General features: G+C 36.5%; 23 protein-coding genes. 22 read left to right on the plus strand and 1 reads right to left on the minus strand.

All coding sequences use genetic code 11. From position 1 onward, the window contains the following. The first annotated feature begins 19 nt into the window (after positions 1-19). From BN997_RS15440 to BN997_RS15485, 10 genes are all read left to right on the plus strand, one after another. Positions 20-730: a response regulator transcription factor gene (locus BN997_RS15440; RefSeq protein WP_042533579.1), complete on the plus strand. Its 711-nt coding sequence runs from the start codon at positions 20-22 to the stop codon at positions 728-730. Next, a complete protein-coding gene (locus BN997_RS15445; protein ID WP_042533580.1) occupies positions 727-2,184 on the plus strand; it encodes a HAMP domain-containing sensor histidine kinase in 1,458 nt (485 codons plus the stop codon). Before BN997_RS15440 ends, BN997_RS15445 begins: the two co-directional genes overlap by 4 nt. A 3-nt stretch (positions 2,185-2,187) precedes the next feature. Further along, on the plus strand, positions 2,188-3,267 hold the full coding sequence (locus BN997_RS15450) for a LolA family protein (RefSeq protein WP_042533581.1): 1,080 nt from the start codon (positions 2,188-2,190) through the stop codon (positions 3,265-3,267). A gap of 117 nt (positions 3,268-3,384) precedes the next feature. Continuing rightward, a complete protein-coding gene (locus BN997_RS15455) occupies positions 3,385-4,398 on the plus strand; it encodes a LolA family protein (RefSeq protein WP_042533582.1) in 1,014 nt (337 codons plus the stop codon). A 385-nt stretch (positions 4,399-4,783) separates the two neighbouring features. Next, a complete protein-coding gene (locus BN997_RS15460; RefSeq protein WP_042533583.1) occupies positions 4,784-5,707 on the plus strand; it encodes an ABC transporter ATP-binding protein in 924 nt (307 codons plus the stop codon). Beyond that, positions 5,700-6,650 carry an ABC transporter permease gene (locus BN997_RS15465; protein WP_042533584.1) on the plus strand — a complete coding sequence of 317 codons (951 nt, stop codon included), beginning with the start codon at positions 5,700-5,702 and terminating at the stop codon, positions 6,648-6,650. Before BN997_RS15460 ends, BN997_RS15465 begins: the two co-directional genes overlap by 8 nt. A 24-nt stretch (positions 6,651-6,674) precedes the next feature. Next, positions 6,675-7,079: a DUF4064 domain-containing protein gene (locus tag BN997_RS15470; protein WP_042533585.1), complete on the plus strand. Its 405-nt coding sequence runs from the start codon at positions 6,675-6,677 to the stop codon at positions 7,077-7,079. Positions 7,080-7,212: 133 nt separating this feature from the next. Next, positions 7,213-7,431, plus strand: coding sequence for a hypothetical protein (locus BN997_RS15475; protein WP_042533586.1), 219 nt, complete (start codon positions 7,213-7,215; stop codon positions 7,429-7,431). 239 nt (positions 7,432-7,670) lie between these two features. Then, complete coding sequence (locus BN997_RS15480; RefSeq protein ID WP_042533587.1) at positions 7,671-8,465, plus strand: ABC transporter ATP-binding protein; 795 nt, start codon at positions 7,671-7,673, stop codon at positions 8,463-8,465. Then, a complete protein-coding gene (locus BN997_RS15485; protein ID WP_042533588.1) occupies positions 8,462-10,222 on the plus strand; it encodes a putative ABC transporter permease subunit in 1,761 nt (586 codons plus the stop codon). The genes BN997_RS15480 and BN997_RS15485 overlap by 4 nt, the downstream gene beginning before the upstream one ends. 230 nt (positions 10,223-10,452) lie before the next feature. Here BN997_RS15485 and BN997_RS15490 read toward each other — a convergent pair whose 3' ends face one another. Beyond that, positions 10,453-11,565 carry a citrate synthase/methylcitrate synthase gene (locus BN997_RS15490; RefSeq protein ID WP_042533589.1) on the minus strand — a complete coding sequence of 371 codons (1,113 nt, stop codon included), beginning with the start codon at positions 11,563-11,565 and terminating at the stop codon, positions 10,453-10,455. Between the two features lie 113 nt (positions 11,566-11,678). Here BN997_RS15490 and BN997_RS15495 point away from each other — a divergent pair, with 113 nt between their 5' ends. The 12 genes from BN997_RS15495 to BN997_RS15550 all read left to right on the plus strand — a co-directional run bounded on the left by BN997_RS15495 (position 11,679) and on the right by BN997_RS15550 (position 25,494). Next, positions 11,679-12,560 (plus strand): LysR family transcriptional regulator, encoded by an 882-nt coding sequence (locus tag BN997_RS15495; RefSeq protein WP_042533590.1) that lies wholly within the window; start codon positions 11,679-11,681, stop codon positions 12,558-12,560. Between the two features lie 510 nt (positions 12,561-13,070). Continuing rightward, positions 13,071-13,820, plus strand: coding sequence for an IclR family transcriptional regulator (locus BN997_RS15500; RefSeq protein ID WP_042533591.1), 750 nt, complete (start codon positions 13,071-13,073; stop codon positions 13,818-13,820). 408 nt (positions 13,821-14,228) lie between these two features. Next, positions 14,229-15,518 (plus strand): aspartate aminotransferase family protein, encoded by a 1,290-nt coding sequence (locus BN997_RS15505; RefSeq protein ID WP_042533592.1) that lies wholly within the window; start codon positions 14,229-14,231, stop codon positions 15,516-15,518. A 205-nt stretch (positions 15,519-15,723) separates the two neighbouring features. Further along, a complete protein-coding gene (locus BN997_RS15510; RefSeq protein WP_042533593.1) occupies positions 15,724-16,821 on the plus strand; it encodes a Gfo/Idh/MocA family protein in 1,098 nt (365 codons plus the stop codon). A gap of 34 nt (positions 16,822-16,855) precedes the next feature. Beyond that, complete coding sequence (locus tag BN997_RS15515; protein WP_042533594.1) at positions 16,856-17,608, plus strand: SDR family NAD(P)-dependent oxidoreductase; 753 nt, start codon at positions 16,856-16,858, stop codon at positions 17,606-17,608. Between the two features lie 41 nt (positions 17,609-17,649). Beyond that, positions 17,650-18,531: an SMP-30/gluconolactonase/LRE family protein gene (locus BN997_RS15520; RefSeq protein WP_042533595.1), complete on the plus strand. Its 882-nt coding sequence runs from the start codon at positions 17,650-17,652 to the stop codon at positions 18,529-18,531. Between the two features lie 12 nt (positions 18,532-18,543). After that, the gene (locus tag BN997_RS15525) at positions 18,544-20,259 is read left to right on the plus strand and encodes an IlvD/Edd family dehydratase (protein ID WP_042533596.1); all 1,716 of its coding nucleotides are present in this window, start codon (positions 18,544-18,546) and stop codon (positions 20,257-20,259) included. 58 nt (positions 20,260-20,317) lie between these two features. After that, positions 20,318-21,163: an amidohydrolase family protein gene (locus tag BN997_RS15530; protein ID WP_042533597.1), complete on the plus strand. Its 846-nt coding sequence runs from the start codon at positions 20,318-20,320 to the stop codon at positions 21,161-21,163. A gap of 33 nt (positions 21,164-21,196) precedes the next feature. Then, complete coding sequence (locus BN997_RS15535) at positions 21,197-22,087, plus strand: fumarylacetoacetate hydrolase family protein (RefSeq protein WP_319022557.1); 891 nt, start codon at positions 21,197-21,199, stop codon at positions 22,085-22,087. Positions 22,088-22,290: 203 nt separating this feature from the next. Then, a complete protein-coding gene (locus BN997_RS15540; protein ID WP_042533599.1) occupies positions 22,291-23,880 on the plus strand; it encodes a solute:sodium symporter family transporter in 1,590 nt (529 codons plus the stop codon). Between the two features lie 756 nt (positions 23,881-24,636). After that, the gene (locus tag BN997_RS15545) at positions 24,637-25,014 is read left to right on the plus strand and encodes a hypothetical protein (protein ID WP_042533600.1); all 378 of its coding nucleotides are present in this window, start codon (positions 24,637-24,639) and stop codon (positions 25,012-25,014) included. An 18-nt stretch (positions 25,015-25,032) separates the two neighbouring features. Continuing rightward, the gene (locus tag BN997_RS15550; RefSeq protein ID WP_042536185.1) at positions 25,033-25,494 is read left to right on the plus strand and encodes a GNAT family N-acetyltransferase; all 462 of its coding nucleotides are present in this window, start codon (positions 25,033-25,035) and stop codon (positions 25,492-25,494) included. Positions 25,495-26,057: the final 563 nt, after the last annotated feature.

A 26,057-nucleotide genomic window follows, 5' to 3' on the forward strand; every position in this document is an offset into this window, starting at 1 on the left:
GTCAGAGAGAGGGGTTCCAATGGAAGAGAGAACAAACATTTTAATTGTAGAAGATGATTATGAAATTGCCCGGATTATGAAGGATCATCTGGACAGGGAAGGGTTTCAAACGACATGGGCATCTACTGGTGTAGAAGGCTGGGAGGATTTTAAAGCAGGTGACTTTTCCATCATACTTGTTGATTTGATGATGCCGGAGATGGATGGCTATGATCTGTGTGAAAAAATCCGTTTGGAAAGCGATGTACCCTTATTAATCGTCAGTGCAAAAGGAGAGGATGACAGTAAAATACGCGGATTGAATTTAGGTGCAGATGATTATTTAACCAAGCCGTTCAGTCTTAAGGAATTAACGGCGCGGGTTCAATCCCATTTAAGAAGATATCAGCGTTATACAAGTAAAAGCTATGATGCGCAAATGTCACAGTATGCACATGGATTAGCGATTGATTTCTTAAATGACGCAGTATTTTTGGAGGGTGAGCTTCTTGTTCTGACGGCGAAGGAAAAGGAAATTTTATTCTTACTTGCCCGGAATCCGTTTATTACGTTTGAGAAAGCACACATTTATGAGCATATTTGGCAGCTGAAAAATGTGAACGGTAATAATACGGTGACCGTGCATATTAAGAGTCTTCGCACGAAATTAAAGGATACTGGAAAACAGGCGAAATTTATTCAAACAGTTTGGGGAGCAGGCTATCGTTTTGTAGGAGAGCCGTTATCATGAAGATTAAAAATTGGCTGATGGTGAGCCATCTTGTGGTGATGCTGCTGCCGGTTGTGGCGGTGTATCTGCTTTATGTCAGTTTACAGAGTTATAATCAAGAAGAAAATTTAAAAGAATATGTTGATTTTCAAATACTAGTTTCCAATCTAAATGAGACTTTGAATGATGTTTCTTTATATCAATCTTTGGATAATAACCGTTTTCAAGAATTAACAGAGATTGGTGATGATAATCTGAGCATCGATTTATATCGTTATGATGGCCTTCATGTATTCTCAACGATGGAGGGGAATACTGGATATTATCCATTACAAAATCAGGATAGAATACTTAAAAATCTAAATGAGATGCAGAGACGACCAAAAACGTATGTGTATAAGAGGCCTGTATTTGATGAGAATGAACAGCTGACTGGTGTTTACGAAATTACACAAGGAAGAACGGATTGGGTTGAGACCTCCAATCAGCAGCTATTACTTACAATCATTCTTTCAGGGATTTTTTTCATTCTGCTCTATGTTATTGTCATACGAGCGATAAACCGTAAACTGAATCGCCCGCTGCATCAGTTACAAGCGCATATGCAAGCTTTTGCTGTTGGGAAAAATACAGATAAAAAACTAAATCAATCAAAAGATGAAATTGGAGAATTAAATAACCAATTTGAGGAAATGAAAAAACAAATTACGGAAACAAGAGAGGAACTTGTCAAACAGCAGGAAGAAAAAGAATATATGGTAGCTGCTTTATCACATGATTTAAAAACACCTCTGACGGTAATCCGCACATATACGGAGGCTATGGAAAATCATGATTTATCAAAGGAAGAAAGGACAGAATACCAATTGATTCTCAATGATAAATTAAATCATATGAAGCAATTGATTGATGATTTATCTATTTTCACAGCACTGCAATCCTCTAAGAATATTCTCCAACCGGTGCAAGTAAATGGAGAAGAGTTTTTTGACATGTTATTTTCAGGCTATGAAGAACCCTGTGCGAAGAAAAATATTCAGTTAACTACTGAATGGCATGTTAGAAACGCTTATGAATTGGATCCAAAACAAATGATTCGGCTGGTAGATAATCTCATGGATAATAGTATTCGTCATACACCAGAGCATGGTGAAATTTGGATAGGGGCAATAGCATCAACAAAATCACTGCCAGATTGGGTTTTCCCTGAATTAAAAGAAGAAGTAAATCTGTGGAGAACAGATGGAACGGTACTTCTGATTCAAAATGAAGGAAAAGGAATGGAAGAAAGCCAGATGAAAAAAGTATTTGAACCATTTTATCAAGATGATATTTCCAGAGGGAAAGGAACAAGCTCAGGCCTTGGCTTAAGTATTGCAAAATTTATTATGGAAAACCATGAAGGAAAAATAAATATCTGGTCAACAGCAGGAAAAGGAACGTTGTTTGCCTGCTGGATTAAAGAGAGGAGATAAATTATGTCTAAATTTAGATGGAAAGCAAGCTTGATAGCAGCTAGTATTTTGTTTCTGGTATTAGGTGGATGTTCACAAAATGTGGAGGTATCTGCAGAGGAGATTATTCATAATGTGGTGGAAACAGAGGTAGAGGAAATAGATGAATTTTATGGAAAATCTGAAATGACAGTATATGAGGGAGAAGACATCATAGAGGAATCGGTAATGGAAGAATACGCTTCAGGAAATAATCGGAAAATAATCATGCGTGGAGATATAGAAGCAGGGGAAGAAGAAATAGAGACGCTTAATAATGGTGAAAAAATGGTGATGTATAATAAAAGTGACGGAACAGCGCAGGAAATGGATACATCCGTTTTCGAAGGTATTCAAATCAGTCCAAAAGAGATTTTTCAAAATATGCTGGCTGGAATGGAAGACTCTCATGACTATGAAGTAATTGGAGACGAACAATTATTGGATCGAGATACCTTTCATATGAAGCTGGAGGCGAAAGAAGCGAATAGTTTAATGGGAGATATGGAGATTTGGGTAGATAAGGAAACGTGGATAATTCTAAAAACCATTTCAGAAACAGGTGATTCTAAAATGGAATCAGTTTATACAGAGCTGGACTTTTCGCCTGATTTTACAGAAGATACATTCACACTTGATATTCCGGAAGAGATAGAAATTACAGATATGGAGGATAATTTTTCTTCTGAATTTATTTCCGTAGAAGAAGCAGAAGAAGAGCTTGGGCAAGCTTTCTATATGTTTTCTGAAGAAGATTATCATTTGGGCGAAATTGAACTATATGGTTCAGACGGGGAATTGCAGAGAAAAGAATTAAATTTAACCTATATATCAGATGATGAAATACCTATGTTTAATTTATCTATATTTGAGTCTCCAGCGGACATGGAAATAGAAGAATCAGATGTTGAAATTAGAGGGAATGTTGCAGCGTATGAAGAATCCATCAACAATTATTACTGGGATGAAGATGGTTTGCGTTATTCTTTACTGATTAATGATCCGGATATGGAAGAAGAAGTTTTGGAGTTGACGGAAGAGATGATATTAAGTTCAGAACAATAGAAAAGATCAGTTTTTCAAATGCATTTTCCACATCAAAAAGGCTGCATACCGTCCAATGTATATAAAAAGAACATAGGCCCGTATGCAGCCTTTTACCAAATCAGGAGGCGAAAAGATATGAACGTATCTGCTGAAGAAATCATGCGCAAGGCGGTTGAAGCAGGAGAAGGAATGGATCATTATTATACGTTATCCGAATCAAAAGTATATCAAGGAAATGCACTAATAGAGCACAGTATCTTAAAAGAATACGTCGCAAATGGCAAAAGAAAAACCATTACGCATGACCAGCTGGCAGGGAAAGATAAAAGAACGGAAGCTTTGAATGATGGTACAAAAACAATTATCTATGATAAATATAATCATCGTGCGTTCGAGATGGAAATAACAGCAGAGGAAGATGCAGAATCACATGATTCTAAAGGGAAAATGAATGGAATGCTGGGCATCACGAAGTATTCTCATGCGCTTGAATTAATGGGGGAAGAAAAAATACTAGATTTTGATACATTCCATATAGAAGCAAAAGCAAAAGTTTCTGATCATGTATTTGGAGATACAGCATTGTGGGTGGACCAGAAAACTGGATTTATTATTAAAATGATTTCCGAAGCGGGCGGCATCCGAACAGAACTGGAATATAAAGAAATCGATTTATCACCAGTATTTGCAGCAGATACCTTCGCTTTGAATATTCCAGATGATGTTGAAATAAAGGATTTAGAATCATTTGCTCCAGATACAGTAACATTAGCAGAGGCAGAAGAAATTCTCCAACAAGCATTTTATCTGTTTCCCGAGAATGAATTTGATTTAAAGGATATCGAAATGCATCACATCGACGGAATAATAACCCGTAATGAGTTAAATTTAACGTATTATTCCAAAGCGGATATGCCCATGTTCTACTTATCTATTTTTCATTCTCCTGAAGAGATGGAAATTGAAAAAGCTGATGTGGAAATCCGGGGAAAGAAGGCGGACTATGAAAGGGTTGTCAATAGTATTACTTGGGATGAAGAGGGGTTAAGATATTCCATCATTATGATTGGTTCCGAAGTTGAGAAAAATGAAATGATAGAGAGGGCGGAAAGTATGGTGTTGAGCTCGGACTTAAATAAACATCCTTGAAACAGGAGGTGACTCCCCGTGAAAAAAGTAAAGATACATCCGCTTATTATTGTCGCTTTATTCATCAATACATTAGGAAACGGAAATGATCTTCTATCAATGTTTGAATGAAGGAATTTTTTATGGGAAATACAACGATCTTCGCTTTATTTATCTTCGTATTCACTTCAATGATTTAGGATTTTATGTATATTTGTATTTTGATAGATACAGCAGAGAATCATTCCCATCTAAAAAGGCAAGAGAAATTTTTTATCGTAGCAATGGAGATTATATTTATAAGTATGCAGCGTGCAGAATAAATAGTGAAAATAAACTTATGAATTTCATTATTTTGTAAAAATACCGATAATAAAGGCAACAATGTTTTATAGAGGGAACTTTTTTGGAAAAACCAGCAATGAAATTAATTGATTTAAAGAAAACAATTGGAAAAAACGAAATTATTAAAGGGCTAAATTTTGAGATTAAATCAGGCGAAGTCTTTGGCTTTATCGGGCCAAACGGTGCGGGTAAGACAACAACCATTCGAATGATGGTAGGCCTGATAAAAATGTCCGGCGGGGATGTACAGATATTAGGAAAAAGCATTAAAAACGATTATAAGGAGGCCATTAAAGAGGTTGGCGCAATCGTTGAGAATCCGGAAATGTATCCGTTTATGACAGGGATGCAAAATCTGATACATTTTGCACGTATGCTTCCTAATGTCAGCAAGGAGCGGATACAGGAGGTTATTTCCTTAGTAGGCCTGGAAAAGGCGATCAAAGAAAAAGTCGGCAAATACTCGTTAGGAATGCGGCAAAGGTTAGGGATTGCTCAAGCCTTATTACACAATCCGTCTGTTTTAATCTTAGATGAACCGACAAATGGTCTTGATCCTGCTGGTATCGGAGAAATCCGGTACTATATTCGACGTTTGGCTGAAGAGCAAAATGTTGCAGTTATTATTTCCAGTCATCTGTTATCAGAAATCGAATTAATGTGTGACCGGATTGGGATTATTAAAAATGGAGAGCTTATTACGATTCAAAATGTTCATGATGCAGCAGATACAGAGCAGGATTCCCATCAGATTCAGATGGAAGTAACCCCTGCAGAGAAAGCAATGGAACTGTTAAGCACAGAGTATGAAATTGAGGCTGTTCTAAAAAGTGATTTGATATCCTTTCAAAGTCAAAGAGAAGAGATCCCTAACATCATTCAAACATTCGTGCGGAATGATATTTCCATTTACCAAGTGGAAGTATCCAGAGCAACATTAGAAGAAAAATTCTTTGATTTGATTGGAGAGAATGTCATTGAGTAACCTGGTGAATTTAATCCGAAACGAAATAAATAAAATATATATACAAAAATCCACTTGGATCATGTACATACTTTTAGCAGTTATTATTGCGGGATATGGCATGTTAACAAGCTTTTTTGGTGACGTAAGAGAGGATTACAGTCAGGATTCATGGCGTGCGGAGCTGCAGGAAGAGAATGAAGAGCTGACGAAGGAGATGGAAGAGGAAGAGCTCCTGGAAGACTTTAATATGGGTTTGATTGAGCAAAACAATTACTATTTAGAAAATGATATTCAGCCGGCGGGGTATGATGCGTGGCAATTTGTGATGGAGATGAACATCATGCTGTCCATCGTAAGTTTATTAACGATCATTATCGCAGCAGGGATTGTTGCGAATGAATTTAGATGGGGTACGATAAAACTTTTACTTATCCGTCCTATCTCCAGATCAAAAATACTATTATCCAAATATTTGGCAGTCCTGCTATTCGCTTTGATTACACTGTTATTTGTGGTTGTCTTTTCATGGGTGATTGGTGCCGTGTTCTTTGGTGTGCAAGGATTAAATCCGCAAATCGTCATGGATAAGGTCGGCGGTTTGGAATACGTATCGGTTATTCATGAGATAATTACAAACTATGGCTATAAACTCGTTAATTTAGTAATGATGGCAACCTTTGCCTTTATGATTTCAAGCATTTTCCGCAATAGTGCACTTGCCATTGGAACAGCGGTATTTCTAATGATGGCTGGGAATTCCATTGTCAGTTTTTTCTCGGAGTATGCATGGGCTAAATATATCTTATTTGCGAACACAGATTTAAGCCAATATGCGAATGACGCACCTTGGGTGGACGGGATGACGTTGCCGTTTTCCATCATGGTTTTACTTGTTTATTTTGTAGTGTTTTTAGCAGCTTCTTGGGGAATATTTACGAAGAGAGATATTGCAGGTCAATAAGAGATTTAGGGAGGTATAAAGATAATGAAAAGAACGGTTGAAATTGTATTAGGTGTCATTGGAATGGTCGGATATGGACTGGTTGCAGCTTTAGGCGGGTTTATGTTATTTCTGCAAAATAATGAAGACCTCCTTCAAGAAGTAGTAGAGCAAAATCCAGAAATGGATCTTAATGATCTGAATACGGTCATGGAAGGAATGGGCGCAGGAGGGTGGGCGCTTCTCATTACTTCTATCCTCGCGATTATTTTAAGCCTTGCAGCGATTTTCTTGATTAAAGGGAATAAACAGCCGAAAATTGCAGGTTCGATTTTCATTGTGATTTCTATCTTAGGATCGATTGTTACCGTAGGGTTTGGTATTATTCCTGGCATCTTCCTGCTTATTAGCGGTATTATGTGTCTGGTTCGGAAGCAAGGGACTCTATAAGAGTATTTTTAAGTTTAAAGAGAAGGGGCTGTCATCAAAGGAAGGATATATTTGATGACAGCTTTAGAGTTTTATTATTTAACGTTGAATCGAAAGAAATTGATGAAGCAAAAAGGAAGCGGAGGTGTTAAAAGTGAATAATAAGATTACATATGTCATATTTGCAGTAAGTATGCTGCTAATTCCATATTTTATCTTTCAAATTATTCATCATAAGGGTAATCTAGGCTGGCAAATTTATTCAGGTTTGATGATTAATTGTTCAATTATCGCTGCACTGCTTATTGTCAGTCATTGGAGAGACGTGAAAATCAATAAGTTATGGCATGATGAAATCTATTTAAAAAGCTAGTATCGTACTTTAAACTATTTTACACGCAGGGCAGGATTTGTAATAATTAGGGTGCTGAGTAATTAATAATGCACATATATTAGCGGAATCTATTTGAAAGGAATTAATTGAAAGTTAATAATATTTATTGTATAAAAAAACAAATAACAAATGTATTGATTTGATTGTTGAAGAAATAGCAGAAAATTAAAGTTACTCTTTTACCGAATAAATGAATGGGATATACAAGGAGGCAAAAAATGAGTGAACGATCTATCAAAATTTTAGAGCTTGAAAAGAAATATGGAAATCAAGCTGCTGTCAAACAGATTAATTTTGAAGTGAGAAAAGGCGAACTGTTTGGATTTTTAGGGCCAAATGGGGCAGGAAAAACAACGACGATTAAAATGATGACTGGATTGCTTGAGCCAACAAATGGAACGATTGAAATAAATGGTTATGATATTTGGAAAAATCCGCTTGAAGCGAAAAAGCAGATTGCTTATGTTCCAGACCAGCCAAATTTATATCCGAAACTGACTGGATGGGAATATCTGGAGTTTGTAGCATCTGTATTTCAAATATCATCGGATCATTTTAAAGAACGGGCGGAGCAGTTACTGTCCATATTTGGACTGACGGACCGGGCTAATGAATTAATAGAAGGATATTCTCATGGGATGAAGCAGAAAATTGCAATCTGTGGAGCACTCGTCCATGATCCGGAAATTTTATTTTTAGATGAACCAACCGTGGGGCTTGATCCTAAAAGTGCACGGAATCTTAAAAATTTGCTCAGAGAAGAATGCGATAAAGGCATGACGGTGTTTTTAACAACACATATTCTTGAAATCGCGGAACAGATGTGTGACCGGATCGGTATTATTTCAGATGGTGCTATCATCGCACTTGGAACAATGGATGAATTAAGGGAAAAAGACGGACGTACAGAGGGAAGTCTTGAAGAAATTTTCTTAGAATTAACAGGCAGTGATGACCAAGAAGCGATTATTGAGGAGATGGCGAAAGAAAATCAACCAGGTGGTCCATCATGATAAAGGTTTTGCTCAAGAATCAGCGCAGAATATTTGTAAATACACTCAAATCACAAAATCTTAAAAATTATTTTGCCTATCTTTTTGTTTTTGCAGTCTTGGCTGTTCTGTTGTTTTTTGTCTCTCAGGCGATATGGAACATTGCCGGTTCGGTGACTGAGCCCATTTTAGATGGGATCTTTTCTTTCAGCTTGTTAATGATTATTGGAATGATTATTTTAATCGGGATGCCAGAAGTGTTTAAACACTTGTACTCGGCAACCGATTTAGAGTTTCTGTTCACCATGCCGATTAAAACGAGACAAATTTTTATAATGAAGTACATGCAAAGTTTTATCGGCGCACCTTTGACTGTTTTTTTATTTCTTTTAGTACCACTTACAGCTTATGGGGTGGCCAGCGGCGCAAATATTATCTATTATTTCGTACTTGTATGTATGTTGTTTACAGCGGCTACCATTGGGCTTTCCATTGCCTACCTGCTTAATTTGGTTGTCATACAGCTTATTCCTGCAAGACGAGCAAATGAATTGATGACAGCGATGACCTTTCTGTCAGGATTGTTTGTCTATTTGATATTTATGTTACCGCAAATATCAAATAACCGTTCATTATCAGAGTCTCTTATGGCAGGGCTTCCAGTTTTACCGGATTGGGTACCGGTAAGCTGGGGAAGTGATGCATTAATTCAGGCAGCAAATGGTTCAATGAGCTTTTTCCTGCCAATGATTTTATTGATACTTTTTGCCGGAGTGTTGATTTTACTTACGACGACATTAGTTGAAAAAGGATTCCGCACGGGTTGGGTTAGACTAAGTGAAGGAAGCGGGAAAAAGAAAAAGCGTAAACCTAAAAAAGAGCGTGCGCAGGGTGTATCACATCCAGTTATTGCGATCGGGAAGAAAGAATGGTTTTCCATTAAGCGTGATATGAGAGAATGGATGACATTTTTACCGCTTGCCTTTTTCATCGTTTTTCCGGTTATTGGTTTCTTCAGTGGTGGCATCCGCTTAAGTGATCTTCGCGGATTTAATGATATTTCATGGCCCATTGCTCAAGGCTTCTTTTTATTTATTTATGCATTGTTTAACGGACAGCTTGCTGCTGCGGCTATTGCACGGGAAGGATTGTCTGCGTGGATTTTACGCACGCTCCCATTATCAGGCCGCGATATTGCCTTAGGAAAGCTATGGATCAGCTGGCTGCTGCCATTTATTATTTTAACGATCTTGGAATGTATTGTAGGAGTATTTCTTGGCTGGGCATGGTGGCAGTTCATCTTTGGAATTGTGGTGAAAGCTGGAATTACCATCGGAATCAGCTCCATCGGCATTTGGATCGGAACAATTGGTGCACGGTTTAATCCGGGCAATCCCCAGCAGCGGTTAACCTTTGGAACGTCTATGTTTCTATTATTGTTGGCATATGTGTATTTGGCTGTTTTAAGCATCCCTTACGCATTAATGCTCGTACCTGGTGAGGCAGCTCCATTTGTTGTTGATCTGGGCGCGGAAAGTTCTGGATTTTTCGGTTTCGTATTTAGTTTATTTGGCGTTTTACTTACATGGAAAGCAAGTAATCCAGTGATCGTAATCAGTCTGGGCTTGCTGCTGATGTTCGTATTGTCTATTGGTCTTGCGTGGTTGTTCTTGTATGAGAGTGCGAAGCGGATTAATCGTGGTGTTACTATTGATATAGTGAGTGAGACGAGTGGAAAGACTTTGTTTAAACAGAAATCTGGAAAAAGTTTGTATTAAGCTTTATTTTTTTAGTGAGAAAGCCAATTTTGCTGAAAGATAGAGCAGTAGTTAATGTAAATATAACTATTTTATGTTCGGTAAACATGAATTAGATAAGGCGAAACATCCTTCAGCAGGGGATGAAAGAACCCCGCTGAAGGAAGTTTCACTTTATAATGTTTACGAACATTTAAGAGTTTATCGATTAATATTTTAGTGCAGTATTTGCCCAAGAGGTTAGTCTTCTCTTAGCCTCTTTGAGTATTTTCATTAATCATATTCTCCAATCCAGTATACTCAGAAAGAGGACGGAATATCCGATTGTTTTCTGCTTGCTCCAGAACATGAGCACTCCATCCGGCTGTCCTGCTTGCAGTAAATGTTGGTGTATACAGCATTTCCGGCAGATCTATAGCTTTGAAAACAGCTGCTGCATAAAACTCAACATTGGTATAAAGTCTTCGTCCAGGTTTATATTCTTTAAGCAAGCGAATTGCGGTATTTTCCACATACCTTGCAAGGGCAAACCAATCATCATTAGCCGATAAACTTTCAATGACATCGCTTAATGCCTCAGCCCGGGGATCATTTGTTTTATAAACACGATGTCCGAATCCCATCAGTTTTTCATTGTTATTTAGTTTTTTTCTCAACCAATCTTCGGTATTTTCCATTGTACCTATCTCGTTTAACATTGACATGACACCGGTTGGTGCACCTCCATGTAATGGCCCTTTCATAGCACCAATTGCTCCACAAACGGCAGAAAACAAATCAGATTCAGTAGATGCAATTACCCTGGACGTGAACGTTGCGGCATTCATACCATGTTCTGCCGTAAGAATAAAATAAGCATTTAAAACTTTGATATGTGCGTCTTTCGGTATTTTACCAGTAAGCATATACAAGTAATTGGACACATGATCTAATTGATGATTAGGCGCAATAAATTCTAAATGGTGTAAAGATCGATAACGATAAGCAAGTATAGTTGGTATGATAGCTGTGATACGGGTTGCTTCTTCTAATGTTGGCGGCCATTCTGGATTCGCTTTCAAAGAAGATATACTTGTTCTTAAAACAGCCATCATTTCCATATCTTCTGGTAATTCATCAATAATACGAATGATGTACTCCGGTAAATTTCTTGCTTCATGAAGCTGCTTTTTCAATTTTTTTAATTCATTTTGTGCCGGCAGTTCCCCATACCAGAGTAAATAGATAACTTCTTCAAACGTATACTTACGAGCTAATTCATCTGCATGGTATCCACGAAAAATCAAGCGGCCATTTTCACCATCTACAGAACTCAAATTGGTTTGTACTGCTGTAATACCTTCAAGACCAGGTCGAAAATTCATTATAATTCCTCCATTTTTACTATTTGTGTCTATTATAAATGAGATATATAATAATGAATATTAGTTATTTATTAACTAAATGATTAAAAATCATAATCAATCAGGGGGAAGAGATGAATATAAATTGGTTACGGACCTTTATTATGGCTGCAGAAAGTGAAAATTTTAGAAAAACGGCAGAAAAGCTATATATGGCACAGCCAACGGTAACGGCACATATTAAACAGCTTGAAAGAGATATTGGCACACAATTTTTTAGCCGGTCTGGACGTAATATCATTCTTACGGAAGCTGGACGCCGATTTTTGCCGCATGCCCGGTTAATATTATCCAGCTATGACCGTGGAACTCATGATTTACTGGCTTGGGAACAAGGGTATAAAAGAAAGTTAACCATCGCTATTTCTCCATTATTAGCTGCCTCCATTCTTCCATATATTATTAGACAATTTATGGAGCGGCACATGGATGTGGAAGTGATTGTGCAGATAAAAGAATCCATGGAAATAAGCGAAATGATTGAAAAGGGTGAAGCAGATCTCGGGCTATTGCAGATGAAACCGGTACAAGGATCATTGCAAGTGGAGAAAATAAAAGAAGATGATGTGATTTGCGTATGCTCCCATGATGGCGGTGATTTAGAAAGCAGCCCGCCAATTGATATTCATGATCTATTTGAAAATCAGACATTATTCACCTATAATCATCCAGAATACTGGGATGATCTATTAAATGCGATCCATGTAAAGTATCACAAGGTACGTACTATGGTTGTTACACAGGTCCACATTACGAAAAAATTTATCGAGGAAGGGCTAGGTTTCTCTTTTCTTCCTAAAATCGCTTTGAATCGGGAACTAATAGAAGGGAGATTACTGGAAGTAAGAACACCGGAGTTAAAGCTTCCAAAGGCATCTACTTATATCGTTACTCGTGCGGATACAGAAGAAAACAGGTTGTTCCAAGATTTTCTTGGAGAATATTTCTCGTATTAATATATTTAGATTGGCAAGGGATAAATATTTGAAAGAATGCTTTCTATATTTAACTGCAAGCCCCTTTTAAACAGCTTGCGATTGGCAATATTTTTATACATTTAAGTAAATCTTAGTACTATAATTGTTTCAATATTTTTGCGCCTGGTAATTAAGGGGTTTATTGAGTGAAATTTCAGAGTAATTAATTACATATATATCTTTTACATTGGGTTTTAGAGAAAATGAAATGATATTTTATTTTCCATAACAAAATTAAGCTTACTCTCTATCGAAATCAGAATAAAAGTTTAACTAATCCGAATAAAGGTCTTAAAAATCTTTAAAGAGTAATCATAAATAGTTGACGCAAACATGATATCTTGACAAAAGAAAAAACATATTCTTATAATGGTACTATATTACGAACGCGAGTTTATATACTGAACTAATTCATTGGTCAAAGAGTTATATTTTAAACAAATCATATATAGTCCTTTGTAAACAGATAACGTAATTGGGGGGAGCTAATTGGAAAAATATCACGTACCAGCTTTGGAAAGAACAATTAAAATACTAAAACTTATTAGTGAGTCGAAAGATACATATACGGGAACAGAAATTTGTAAAATGCTTGATTTACCAAAAGCTACGGTTTTTGCAATTATGAAGACGCTTGAGTACCATAATATGGTTCAAAAAGATCTCAATGGTCGTTTTCAAATTGGTCCCAAAATGTTTCAAATTGGAATGACGTATGTATCTGATAGTAATATGATAGAATTGGCAAAACCATATATGAAACGTTTGATGGGAGAATCGGGTTTTACTGTACATTTAGGCATCCTTCATGAAAATCAAATCATGTATATAGCAAAAGAAGAACCGGATAGTTTCATAAAATTCTCCACGTATCCCGGCCTGAAGACGGAAATTCATTTAACGGGATTAGGAAAAGCAATAGCAGCTTACTTGAGTGAATCGGAGCTTGACCAAATAGTGACATTTGAAAATTTGGATAAGGCAACACCGAATACAATTACTGATATGACGACTTTCAAGGAATCTCTTCGTGCTGTCCGCCAGAACGGTTATGCTATTGAAGATGAGGAAGGCGAGATTGGTGTTAGATGCATTGCTGCTCCGATAATTAATGCTCGCCATACTACTCCAACTGCAATTAGTGTAACAGGCCATACCTCTCAATTACCTAAAGATCGATTTTCAAAAATTGGAGAACTAGTTCGTGAAACAGCACAAGACATCGCAAAAAGTATATAATAGGTGATTTCGTATACCTGTTTCTTTATGATTTATATGACATTAAAAGAAAATGGTATGTGATATAAAGGAGAGTCCGAACCGATTGAAATTCTAACATTCATTTGAATTTCAATCGGTTCGGACTTTTTCATGTATTTTTCAACGGTTAACAGATAAAACAGAAAATTAACTATTGACAAAACTAATATTAGCACATTATACTTGTTCAACAAGGAGAACTAAGTTCAGTATTATGTATTTCGTTTGCTTTATTCGTTAGGAAATGTCTCATGTGTATTTATTTTGTAGACTATTTTAAATTGTAAAGGGGAGGATCATTTTAAAAACAATTAGAAAGCGCTTTCGTTTGGTGATGTCGTTTCGCTCTACATTTTGCATAATTAAAAATAGGGAGGGTTTTTAGAAATGTTGAATACGAAAAGTAAAGAATTATATGAAGAGGCAATAAAATATACCCCTGGTGGCGTACACACTTCTATAAGAAATGTTGATCCTCATTTAATTTTCACTAAATCGGAAGGCGCTTACATTTATGATGCGGATGGAAACAAATATGTTGATTATCAATCCGCATTCGGACCATATATATTAGGTCATAATTATAAAGCAGTAAATGATCGAGTAATTGAAGCTCTTTCAACAACAGACTTATATGGAGTAGGTACCACTGATTTAGAGATTAAATGTGCAGATAAAATTACAAAAAATGTTCCTTCAGCAGATCAGGTACTGTTTTGCAATTCGGGTTCAGAAGCTACTTATCATGCTATTAGACTTTCAAGAGCTATAACAAATCGAACTAAATTAATTAAATTTCAAGGGTGCTATCATGGATGGCATGATTATGTAGCAAGAAACATGTTAAGTGCTCCTGATATGATCGGCAAACGTGATCCGGGTTCTGCTGGAATGATGGATGAAGCAATTGATAATACACTGATTTGTACATTCAATGATTTAGACGATGTTGCAGCTACTTTTCATAAAAACAAGAATGAAGTTGCGGCAATCATTGTAGAACCAATTCCACATAATATAGGCTGTGTGATGCCAGAAGATGGATTTTTGCAGGGGTTGCGTGATTTATGTGATGAAAACAACGCGGTATTGATTTTTGATGAGGTGATTACAGGATTTCGTCATGACTTAGGAGGTTTTCAAAAGGTTGCTGGTGTAACGCCTGATTTGACAACAATGGGGAAAGCAATGGCGAACGGTTTCCCGATGGCCGCAGTCGCCGGCAAGAAAGAATATATGGAGCGGTACAATACCAATCCTGGTGGAGATGTTTGGTTTGCTGGTACATACAATGGGCATGCTGTTGGTACTTCAGCAACGATAGCTACTATGGAAATTATGGAAACAGAACCGGTTCATAAACATATTTTTGAACTTGGAGATAGGATGAGAAATGGAATTCGCGAAATACATGAAAGACTAGGCATGAAAGCATATGTAGCTGGATTTGGATCTGTTTGGACAACATATTTTATGGATTTTGAACCCAAAAATTATACAGATTTAATGAAGAATGATGCTGAAATGTATGTCAGTTATCGAAAGAAACTGATTGAACGAGGCTTTTTCAAAATGCCGATGAATATTAAACGGAATCATATTAGTTATAGTCACACCAAAGAAGATATTGATAACACATTGCAAGCAATAGAGGATGTTTTAAAAGAGTTAATTTAGTATCTTTTTCATTCATTCAAAAATTTTAAAGTAGCTTCGTAGAGTGGGATCATTTAATATATGAATAATAACCATCCTCAAATGCTAAAAAATGGATTTGAGGATGGCAGCAAACAACGACCATGAATAAAAAAGTTAAACAAAAGATGTTACATTAGCTCGTTTAATTTGTAAGTTTCATAAATTTATTTAGGAGAGATCTTATATGAATAAACTGAAGATTGGAATAGTTGGTACAACACGAGGAGCTGATTTTTATAAAGATTTTAACTTATTTAATAATGTAGAAGTAAAAGCCATTATGGATACGGATAAAGAAGCTCTGATGAAGTTTTCAGAAAAATATGGTGTGAACAAAACCTTTTCTAACTATGAGGAATTCCTTAACGATGGTATTGATGTCGTTGTGTTAACATCTCCTATTCATATGCACGCGCGTCAAGCAATTTCAGCTTTGAATAAGGATATCCATGTACTGTCAGAAGTAACCGCGGCAACAACTTTGGAAGAATGTAAATTATTATTGGATGCAGTCAAACGAAGTAAGGCGAAATACATGATGGCGGAAAATTATTGTTATATACGAGAAAATGTTGCTATACAAAATATGGTTAAGAAAGGTTTATTTGGCGAGATTTATTATTCGGAGGGAGCGTATATACATAATGTGAAACATTTACAATACGATGAAAATGGTGATCCAACGTGGCGGAAAACAGACACCATGGGAAAACGCGGTTGTAATTATGGGACACATAGTCTTGGGCCTATATTAAATTGGTTTAACGAAAGCGTTCAATATGTAAATTGTTTAGGTTCCGGATCACATACATCTCCAGATAATGAAATTGATGACACAACGATTATGTTATGCAGAACAGAAAGTGATGCGCTGATAAAAATACGATTAGATTTAACTTCTAATCGACCACATATTATGCGGTATTATTCCTTACAAGGAACCAAGGGTTGTTATGAAGCACCAAGCGTTCCTGGAGAGAAGCATCGCGTATGGTTAAAAGATTATAATCCATCTAGTGAAGAATGGATGGATCTTGAAGCATTTTATCCTGAATTTTTACCAGAAGATTATTTGAAAATGCCGGTTGAACCAAAAAACGCTAACCATTGGGGAGCAGACTATTATATGATTAAAGATTTCCTAGATTGCATTATGCATGACAAGCCTCTGAATATTGATATCTATAAGGCTTTACAACTGACATTGCCTGGAATTTTATCTGAGGAGTCAATCACTTCAGATGGAAAACAAGTCACAATGCCAGATATAAGTAAATGGTAAATGTTTCAATCTTGAAAAGAGAGAGGGTGTTCATGTGCAAAAAAGAGTGTTAGTTACTGGAGGAGCTAAGGGCATAGGAAAGGGGATTGTTCAAAAGTATCTAAAAAACAATTGTCGTGTTGCCATATTGGATAACGATGAAGAGCACTTATCCATTTTAGCTGCGGAGTGTCGTACCTATCATAATCGAATTCTGCCCATTGTCTGTGACTTGCAAAATGTTGAAGATATAGAAGAAAAAGCGGAGAAGACTTATGCCTATTGGGAAGGGATAGATATTTTAGTTAATAATGCTGGTTTAGCTGTTAGGGAACCTGTTATTGAAATTCCAATAGAAAATTGGGATCAGATCATGCAAGTGAATCTTAGGGCAAATTTTATTCTCAGCCAATGGATAGCAAAGCGAATGATACAAGATCAAATTCCTGGCTGCATTGTAAATATCTCATCTAAAAATGGCTTGGCTGGCAGTTCGTACTTAGCCCATTACAATGCTTCAAAAGGGGGAATTAATTTATTGACACAATCGTTAGCTGTAGAGTTGGCACCGTACAATATTAGAGTAAATGCAGTAGCACCCGGCTTTATTGATACACCATTGGATAAAAAATTAAAAAAAGGAGATGAGACATTGAATTTAACGGAGAAAACACCTATGAAAAGATTAGGAACAGTGGAAGAAGTAGCGGATGGGGTCTACTTTTTATCTTCTGACCAAGCAACTTATATTACGGGTACTGTTTTAGTCATTGACGGTGGTCATTTAGCCAATGCGAGCGAATTGTAAGACGAGTGTTTTTAAATTAGTAGTGTGGTGAGGTGGGATAGTTGGATAAAACTTGGGAACTAGTCCAAGATGAAAAGGCGCATTTAGGAGAAAGTCCTTCCTGGGATAGCGAAGGCCAGGTACTCTATTGGATCGACAGTGCTCGAGGGAATTTATATATATATGATCCTAAAAATGAACGAAATCGAAAAATGGAAATAGGCGAGCATATTGGAAGTGTTGCTCCTAAGAATGAACAGGAAGTGATTATGGCCACAGAAAGCGGCATTTATTTATTCCATCTTGAAACGGAAAAAAAGACATTTATCACGAATCCCAATAAGCATTCTGAAAATATATTTAATGATGGCAAATGTGATCCATTCGGACGTTTTTGGGTAGGAACTGTTAATGGAGTAGATGCTGAAAAGTTTACTGGGGAATTATTTTGTCTCCAACTAGATTATTCGATAGCAACGAAGATTCAATCTGTTGGATGTTCCAATGGCATAACCTGGTCTCCGGATTATCAAACCATGTATTATATTGATACGTTAGCATATAAGATAGTAGCTTTCGATTATGACTTGAATACAGGTGATATTAACAATAAGAGAACTGTTGTGATTATACCAGAGAAATTTAAATTGCCTGATGGCATGTCAGGTGACATGGAAGGGAATCTATGGGTGGCACATTGGGATGCAGGGGTCATTTGTTGCTGGGATCCTAATAATAGAAATTTATTAGAAACAATCAAACTGCCAGTGCCTCGTGTTACTTCTTGTGTCTTTGGTGGAGAGAAACGGAATGAATTATACGTTACGAGTGCTCGTACAGGATTAACAGAAAAGGAGTTAGCATCTCATCTTTATTCTGGGGGATTATTCCGTATCAACATGGATGTACAAGGGTTACCAACATTTTCATTTAACAATCGATAGGAGGTACTGTCTTTGAGTAACGAAACGAGAAAAAGTGAGACATATTTTGCTGATCAAACCCTGTGGGGATTTGTACATCGTTCTTTTACAAAATCAATGGGTTATACGGAAGATGATATAAAGAAGCCAATCATTGGTATATGCAATACGTTTAGTGAATTAAACAAGTGTCATTCGCATTTTAACGAACTCGTTGAACATGTAAAGAGAGGAGTCTGGCAAGCGGGTGGAACACCAATGGAATTTCCGACGATCTCTCTTGGGGAGCCATATATTAAACCAACATCTATGCTGTTACGAAATTTAATGGCCATGGATACAGAGGAAATGATGAAAGCCCATCCTATTGATGGAGTTGTTTTATTGGGAGGCTGTGATAAAACGGTCCCCGCTCAATTAATGGCCGCTGCCAGTGCGAATATACCATCCATCATCCTAACGGGAGGGCCGATGTTGAATGGCAGGCTGGGCGGGGAAAGCCTCGGTGCTTGTACAGATTGTTATCGTTTTACCTTAGAACATAAAGCAGGAAATTTGGATGGTGCTCAACTTGCAGAAGCAGAAAATGCTATTTGCCGGAGTGACGGACATTGTATGGTAATGGGGACAGCTAGTACGATGGCATCGATTGCAGAAGGATTAGGAATGGCTCTACCTGGGTGTGCAGCAATACCTGCTGTCGATTCAAGAAGGCGTCATATGTCACAGATGACAGGGAATCGAATTGTTCAATTAGTAAAAGAAAATTTAAAGCCTAAAGATATTATGACAAGAGAAGCTATCGAAAATGCGATCACCGTAACGATGGCGAGTGGTGGCTCAACAAATAGTATTATTCATATGGTTGCTATTGCCCAACGTCTCGGTATGAAACTTCCGTTAGAGACGTTCGATGAGATAAGCAAAAGAACGCCATTTTTATTGAATTTGCGGCCATCTGGACAATACCAAATGGAAGAGTACTTTGAAGCTGGTGGTGTACCTTCTCTAATGAAAGAGTTGGAACCTCTTTTACATAGAGAATGTATGACGGTAACAGGTAGAACAGTGGAAGAGAATTTGATGGATGTCCATGTCTTGGATAGAAAAGTTATCTTTCCGTTGACTGAGCCAATTGAATCAGACGGGGGCATTGCTGTTTTAAAAGGAAACCTTTCCCCTGGTGGTTCACTTATTAAGAAAACAGCTGTATCCAAGAAATTCTTTCAACATAAAGGAAAAGCAGTAGTATTTGATTCTTTGGAAGATATGAAGAAGCGGATTGATGACCCAAATCTCGATGTCGAGGAGAATAGTGTATTAGTTTTGAAAAATCTCGGGCCAAAAGGTGCTCCAGGTATGCCGGAAGAAGGGCAAATACCTATTCCACAGAAACTATTAGAAAAAGGTGTGCGTGATATGGTGCGTATATCTGATGGAAGAATAAGCGGAACTTCTTATGGAACGTTGGTAGTTCATATATCTCCAGAATCCGCTGTCGGAGGACCGTTCGGATTAATTGAAAATGGAGATGAAATTAAATTGGATATCCATGATCGGCGTCTTCAATTACTTGTTGATGAAGAAGAATTAGAGAAGAGGAAGTCAAAATGGGTACAGCCAGAGCCATTTTATGATCGTGGCTATGGGTTGTTATTTGAAAATACAGTTTTACAAGCGGAGTTAGGATGCGATTTTGATTTTTTACTTCCTAAGGAATTGAGGGATGAATTAAAAAGCAACAGTTAAATAGAAGGTTTATCAACAAATAGGAAGAATCAGAATAAACGAGGAGGGGTTGCTTGCCATGATACTTGATAGTCACACCCATTTATTTGGACCTGGTCATGTAACGGGGGCGATGAGAGAAGCCTGTCAAAGAGCCTGGGGAGAAAAACATGAATTAATTGCATTACCGGAAGACCATCAAGAAAGTATAAAAGATGTAGATGGAGCGATCGTTTTAGCGTTTGATGCACCGGCAACCGGCACGAGGGTTCCGAATGAATATGTTTCTGAATATGTTTCCAAACATGCGGATAGATTATTTGGCTTTGCGAGTGTAGATCCGAACAATGATTTAGCGCCTAGTATATTAGAAGATGCAGTTAAGAATTTACATTTAAGCGGATTAAAATTGGGGCCGATGTATCAAAATTTCTATCCGGATGACAAGAAACATTTTGCCTTATATGCAAAAGCGAATGAATTAGATATTCCCATACTATTTCATCAAGGGACATCTTTTGTTCCAGAAGGTTTTTTAGATGCATCAAGACCAGCCGCTTTAGATCCCATTGCAAGGGCTTTCCCAGATTTAAAAATAATTATTGCTCATATGGGGCATCCCTGGGTTGGTGAATGCATTTCAGTAGTTCGTAAAAATCCGAATATGTATATGGATTTATCCGCTTTAGGGGGAAGACCATGGCAATATTACAATGCAATGGTATTAGCTATGGAATATGGTGTAACACATAAAATCTTTTTGGGTTCAGATTTCCCGTTCTTTACCATAACACAAACCATAGATACATTGTGGGAAATTAACGATGTTGTAGAAGGAACCAAGATGCCAAAGATTCCCGATCATATTATAGAGGATATTATACACCGGAATGTACCTGGAATTTTAAAATTGCGTAAAGGATAGTCGACATTATGAAATTGGATAGAGAGGAGAATAATGATGAAATTTTTAACTATTCAGAAGGAAGATAAAGAGGTTTTAGGAATTCAAACGGATAAAGGTATTATCGATTTCGATGAATTGCTCCAAAATCATAGGAATGCCACTATTCCAACGGATGTGATGGAAGTTATCCATGGAGGAAAAGATGCGGTGAAAGAAATAGCGAGTTATATAGAACAAGTAGAAACGGAATCGATTCGTTATTTGAAAGAGGGAGATATTCATTGGGGACCAGCTATTACCTCACCAAGTAAAATTATTTGCGTTGGGTTAAACTATCGAAAACATGCAGACGAAACGGGTTCACCCTATCCCGAAACACCGATTCTTTTTAACAAATTTAATAATACATTAACAGGACATAAACAAGCTATTAAAATTCCGAAAACCACAAAAAAGCTAGATTACGAGGTAGAACTAGGAATGGTCATTGGAAAAACAGCAAAAAATATTCCTGTAAACGAAGCACTAAATCATGTATTTGGCTATGTTACAGGAAATGATTTATCCGCTCGCGATTTACAATTTGTTTCTAGTCAATGGTTGCTTGGCAAGAGCTGTGATGATTTCAGTCCAGTCGGTCCCTATTTAGTAACTAGTGACGAAGTGGAGGATCCAAATAATTTGCAACTTAAAACGATTGTAAATGGGGAGGAAAAACAAAACTCAAATACTTCCGATATGATTTTTCATTGTGATGAGATTATTAGTTATATCTCTAAGTATATGACATTAACACCAGGCGATCTTATTTTAACCGGCACACCAGAGGGAGTGATTATGGGGGAATCAGAAGATAAACAAGTATTTTTAAAACCTGGGGATGAAGTAACTGTGGAAATAGAAAAACTAGGAAGTTTAACAAATAAATTTGTATACGAATGATTTTGAAAGCGCCTCAATTTCATCAATTTCCAATTGATTTGAGTTTCATATTAGCAAGGTAAGAGAGGTATAAAAATTCAAGAAACTGCTTCACATGGGAAAAGTAGGCGAGGAGGAATGAGCGGTTAATTCTCTACAAAAATCAATGAACGACATTAGAAAATAATTATTTTGTTAAAAACTATTATCATAGGAGGCCTTCAATGTCATTCATAACAATTATATCGTTTTTGTTTTTTATGGGATTGGTTGCTCTGATTTCTTATTTTTATACGCGAGGTGAAAACCTCCAAACTACAGAAGGCTATTATTTAGCAGGTAGAGGGCTTTCTGCATGGGTGATTGCTGGGTCGCTATTGTTAACAAACCTTTCTACAGAACAGCTTATTGGTTTAAGTGCGGAGGGGTATCAGTTTAGCTTATCTTCCATGGCATTTGAAGTAATAGCTGCCATTGCTCTTATTATTGTAGCGATATTTTTTCTTCCTCGGTATTTAAAAGGGAATATTATAACGATTCCTGATTTTCTGGCTGATCGTTATGATGAACAAACGAAACAAATTGTTACCATTCTTTTTTTACTTGGGTATATCACGAATTTAATGCCTCCCGTTCTATATACAGGTGCTATTGCATTTAATGGTATTTTTAATATTGACGAAATTCTGGGCGTCAGTAGATTAACCGCATTTTGGATCATTTCTGTCACTGTTGGAGGAATCGGTGCCATTTACGCTATTTTCGGTGGACTAAAAGCTGTTGCTATCAGTGATACGGTAAATGCAGTTGGTTTGTTCATTGGAGGCCTATTAATACCAATATTAGGTCTAGCCGTTTTGGGAGATGGTTCCATATTTGAAGGGATAACCACGATTGTTAATGATACACCTGAAAAATTAAATGCTATCGGCTCATCCGCAGAACCGGTCCCTTTTAGTACTTTATTTACCGGGTTGCTTTTAATCGGACTATTCTATTGGGGGACCAACCAACTTGTTATGCAACGTGCACTTGCAGCCAAAAGCTTAAAGGAAGGGCAAAAAGGGTTATTAATTGCGGCGGCATTTAAGTTATTCACGCCGATAATCATTATCTTGCCTGGAATTATTGCTTTTAATATATTCGGTCCTGAATTAGTACCTGAAGATGCGTATCCTAGACTTGTGGAACATGTGTTACCGAGCCCGTTACTTGGATTTTTTGCTGCTGTTTTAGCAGGAGCAGTGTTATCAACATTTAATTCAGCACTCAATTCATCGGTGACTCTATTTATGATAAATGTTTATAAGCCTTATATTAATCCAAATGCAACACAAGCGACTCTTGTACGAAAAGGAAAGTATATTGGTACTGGCATTGCCCTTTTTGCTATTATTGTAGCGCCGTTAATTGCACTGGTTCCGGAAGGATTTTTTGTTTATTTACAAACGGTCAATGGGTTATACAATGTGCCAATCTTAACAATTATAATTGTAGGATATCTGACAAAACGTGTACCTACCATAGCGGCGAAAATATCTTTAGCAGTATTTATCTTCGCTTATGCTTTAACACAATTGGTCTGGGATTTTGGATTAAATTACATTCATATCTTAGGAATATTATTTGTTATTTGTGTAGGATTGATGTTGATTATCGGAAAAATCAAACCGAGGGAAACAGAATTTGTTCTGAAAGAGAATAATTCCGTTGATGTTACAAATTGGAAATATTTATATCCGTTCTCTTTGGCGATAATCGCATCGATTCTTCTGATGTATATCTTTTTCTCTAAACTGGGTATTGCTGGGTAGATAAAGTGTGAATATTGTATCTTTTTAGAGAATCGAAGTAATGAGTAAAGTAGCACGACATACAAAAAATAATATGATGTTTATATAAAAGATGAGTTCGTAATTGAACTTACTATTGTTTTAACACATAAACATTTCAGGGTAGAAAATCATTTATATTCTTAGTAAATTTTAAGCAATGCTTAAGTTGGCAATCAAGCAAATATTAAATATAAAAATAATCACTACTTTGTAAAAAACAAGTAGTGATTATTTTTATTTATAAAGCTGTTGAGGATTTATTAATCAGATACTTCAAATTATTATTGTGGCATGTTAATAATCTTCACAGAAGCGACAAATTCTTTCTGTAATTTTGTTCTAAGCTTCTAACAAGGAATGGATTACTAAACTAACTTCAAAAATCCAAATAAGTCAAAATATATGTGAATTGAGAATAGATAAGGTAAACTAATCTTATTAAATAGAGCGGAGAAAGATATAATAAAAAAAGGAAGTTTTACAGCATTTATTTTTGTTCTGTTTTTATTTTTAATTGCTTGCAATAATGAAGAAACCAAAACAGAGAATCAAGAAAATGATCAGGAAAAGACTGCGGATGAGAAAGAGATATTAAGTGAGGAAGTGGAAGCCTCTTCTAATGTAGAAGACCCCGAATAAGAAAAGTTATTTGATGTTATAAGACACAATATTTTAGCTAAAAATCAAGAGGATGAAGATAAGTTTTTGTCTTATTTCCATAGTGAGTCGCCAATAATGCAAGATGTTGAGGGAGAACTCACAAGCATCATGGATATAGGTGGGGAAACATGGATTACAGATATCGTTTTGGAGGAAAAAGAAGAAGATAACGCAATTATCTATACGTCACAAGAAACATATTTTGAAGATGAGTCCATACATAACTATCAACAAACGATACTGTATTCACTCCAAAAAGAGGATAGACATTGGAAAATCTATTCGATGGCTGGTACCGAAATCAGTTATATTGATGAATATGGAAATTTCCTGGAAGATATCTCTGGTTCTAGTGAGGGCGTCACATCCATTGATGAATTAGAAGGAGACTATGCAGCCCTTTTGAAAGAGATAGACTTGAGTTCGATAAACGAAGAGCTGACAGTGGATTAAGTGAACAGAATATTAACGATGGAGGTAATCGTCGGCCTTGGAAACTACTATTCAACAATGGAAGATTTAGACGGCGTACCGAATTTATTTAATTTATATCGTGTGTTTTACGAACAAACATCAGACATAGAAGGTGCGAAAGCGTACATAAAGCAGCGTTTAGAACACAAGGGTTCTGTGATATTTATGGTGAGAGATCATCAAATGTATGTCGGATTTACCCAGCTTTATCCGACATTCTCATCCATATCTATGAAAAAAGCATGGATACTAAATGATTTGTATGTAGATGCAGAAGCAAGGAATCAGGGAATAGGAGAAAAGCTTTTAAATAAAGCAAAGGATCTTGCTATGGAAACAGATGCGAAAAGCATTGTTTTGGAAACAGTACCGGATAATACTGCTTCTCAGGGATTACATGAAAAGAATGGATATATCCGGGATTCACAATTTTATCATTATGAATTAAATTTAAGTTAATCGCTGTTTGGATGCGTATTTGATTAAAGGGAGGACTCTATATCTTAGTAAATATAATTGGAATAAGCTCATTCATTATTATCTTAGGCATGGCTATTACACATACTTCTTTCAGTAAGGTTGTAGTTGTATTATTCTTTAGTTCTTTAGCTCTGTTTATCGCGAGGCTAACGATGGAAAAGGAAAGCCTGCTGCATGCTTTTATGGATTCGTTTGGCTTATTTTCTTTGATTGCTTTTATCGTGATTGTTATCAATTACTTTCGAAATCGTTCTGTTCATAATGAAACTTAATGAATCATATAATTAAAGGGAATAAAATCATATTAATTACAATCCGGCTAATAAATAAGCTCTCTAAAAAGGGCTTATTTATGCTTTGCTGGGAGTTTTAGAAGTATCCTATAGAGCATTAGCATTTAAACAACTACTAGTTTACTAAAGTGATATACAGCAAGTGAATCAGCGTGAGAAATAAGCAATGGAATTATGTTATAATAAGTGCGAATATTGCATAAGAATGAACTTAAATAATAAGATGGCAAAATGAAATGCCACCCTACC

The organism is Oceanobacillus oncorhynchi (assembly GCF_000821065.1).
GTDB classification, from domain to species: Bacteria; Bacillota; Bacilli; order Bacillales; family Amphibacillaceae; genus Oceanobacillus; species Oceanobacillus oncorhynchi.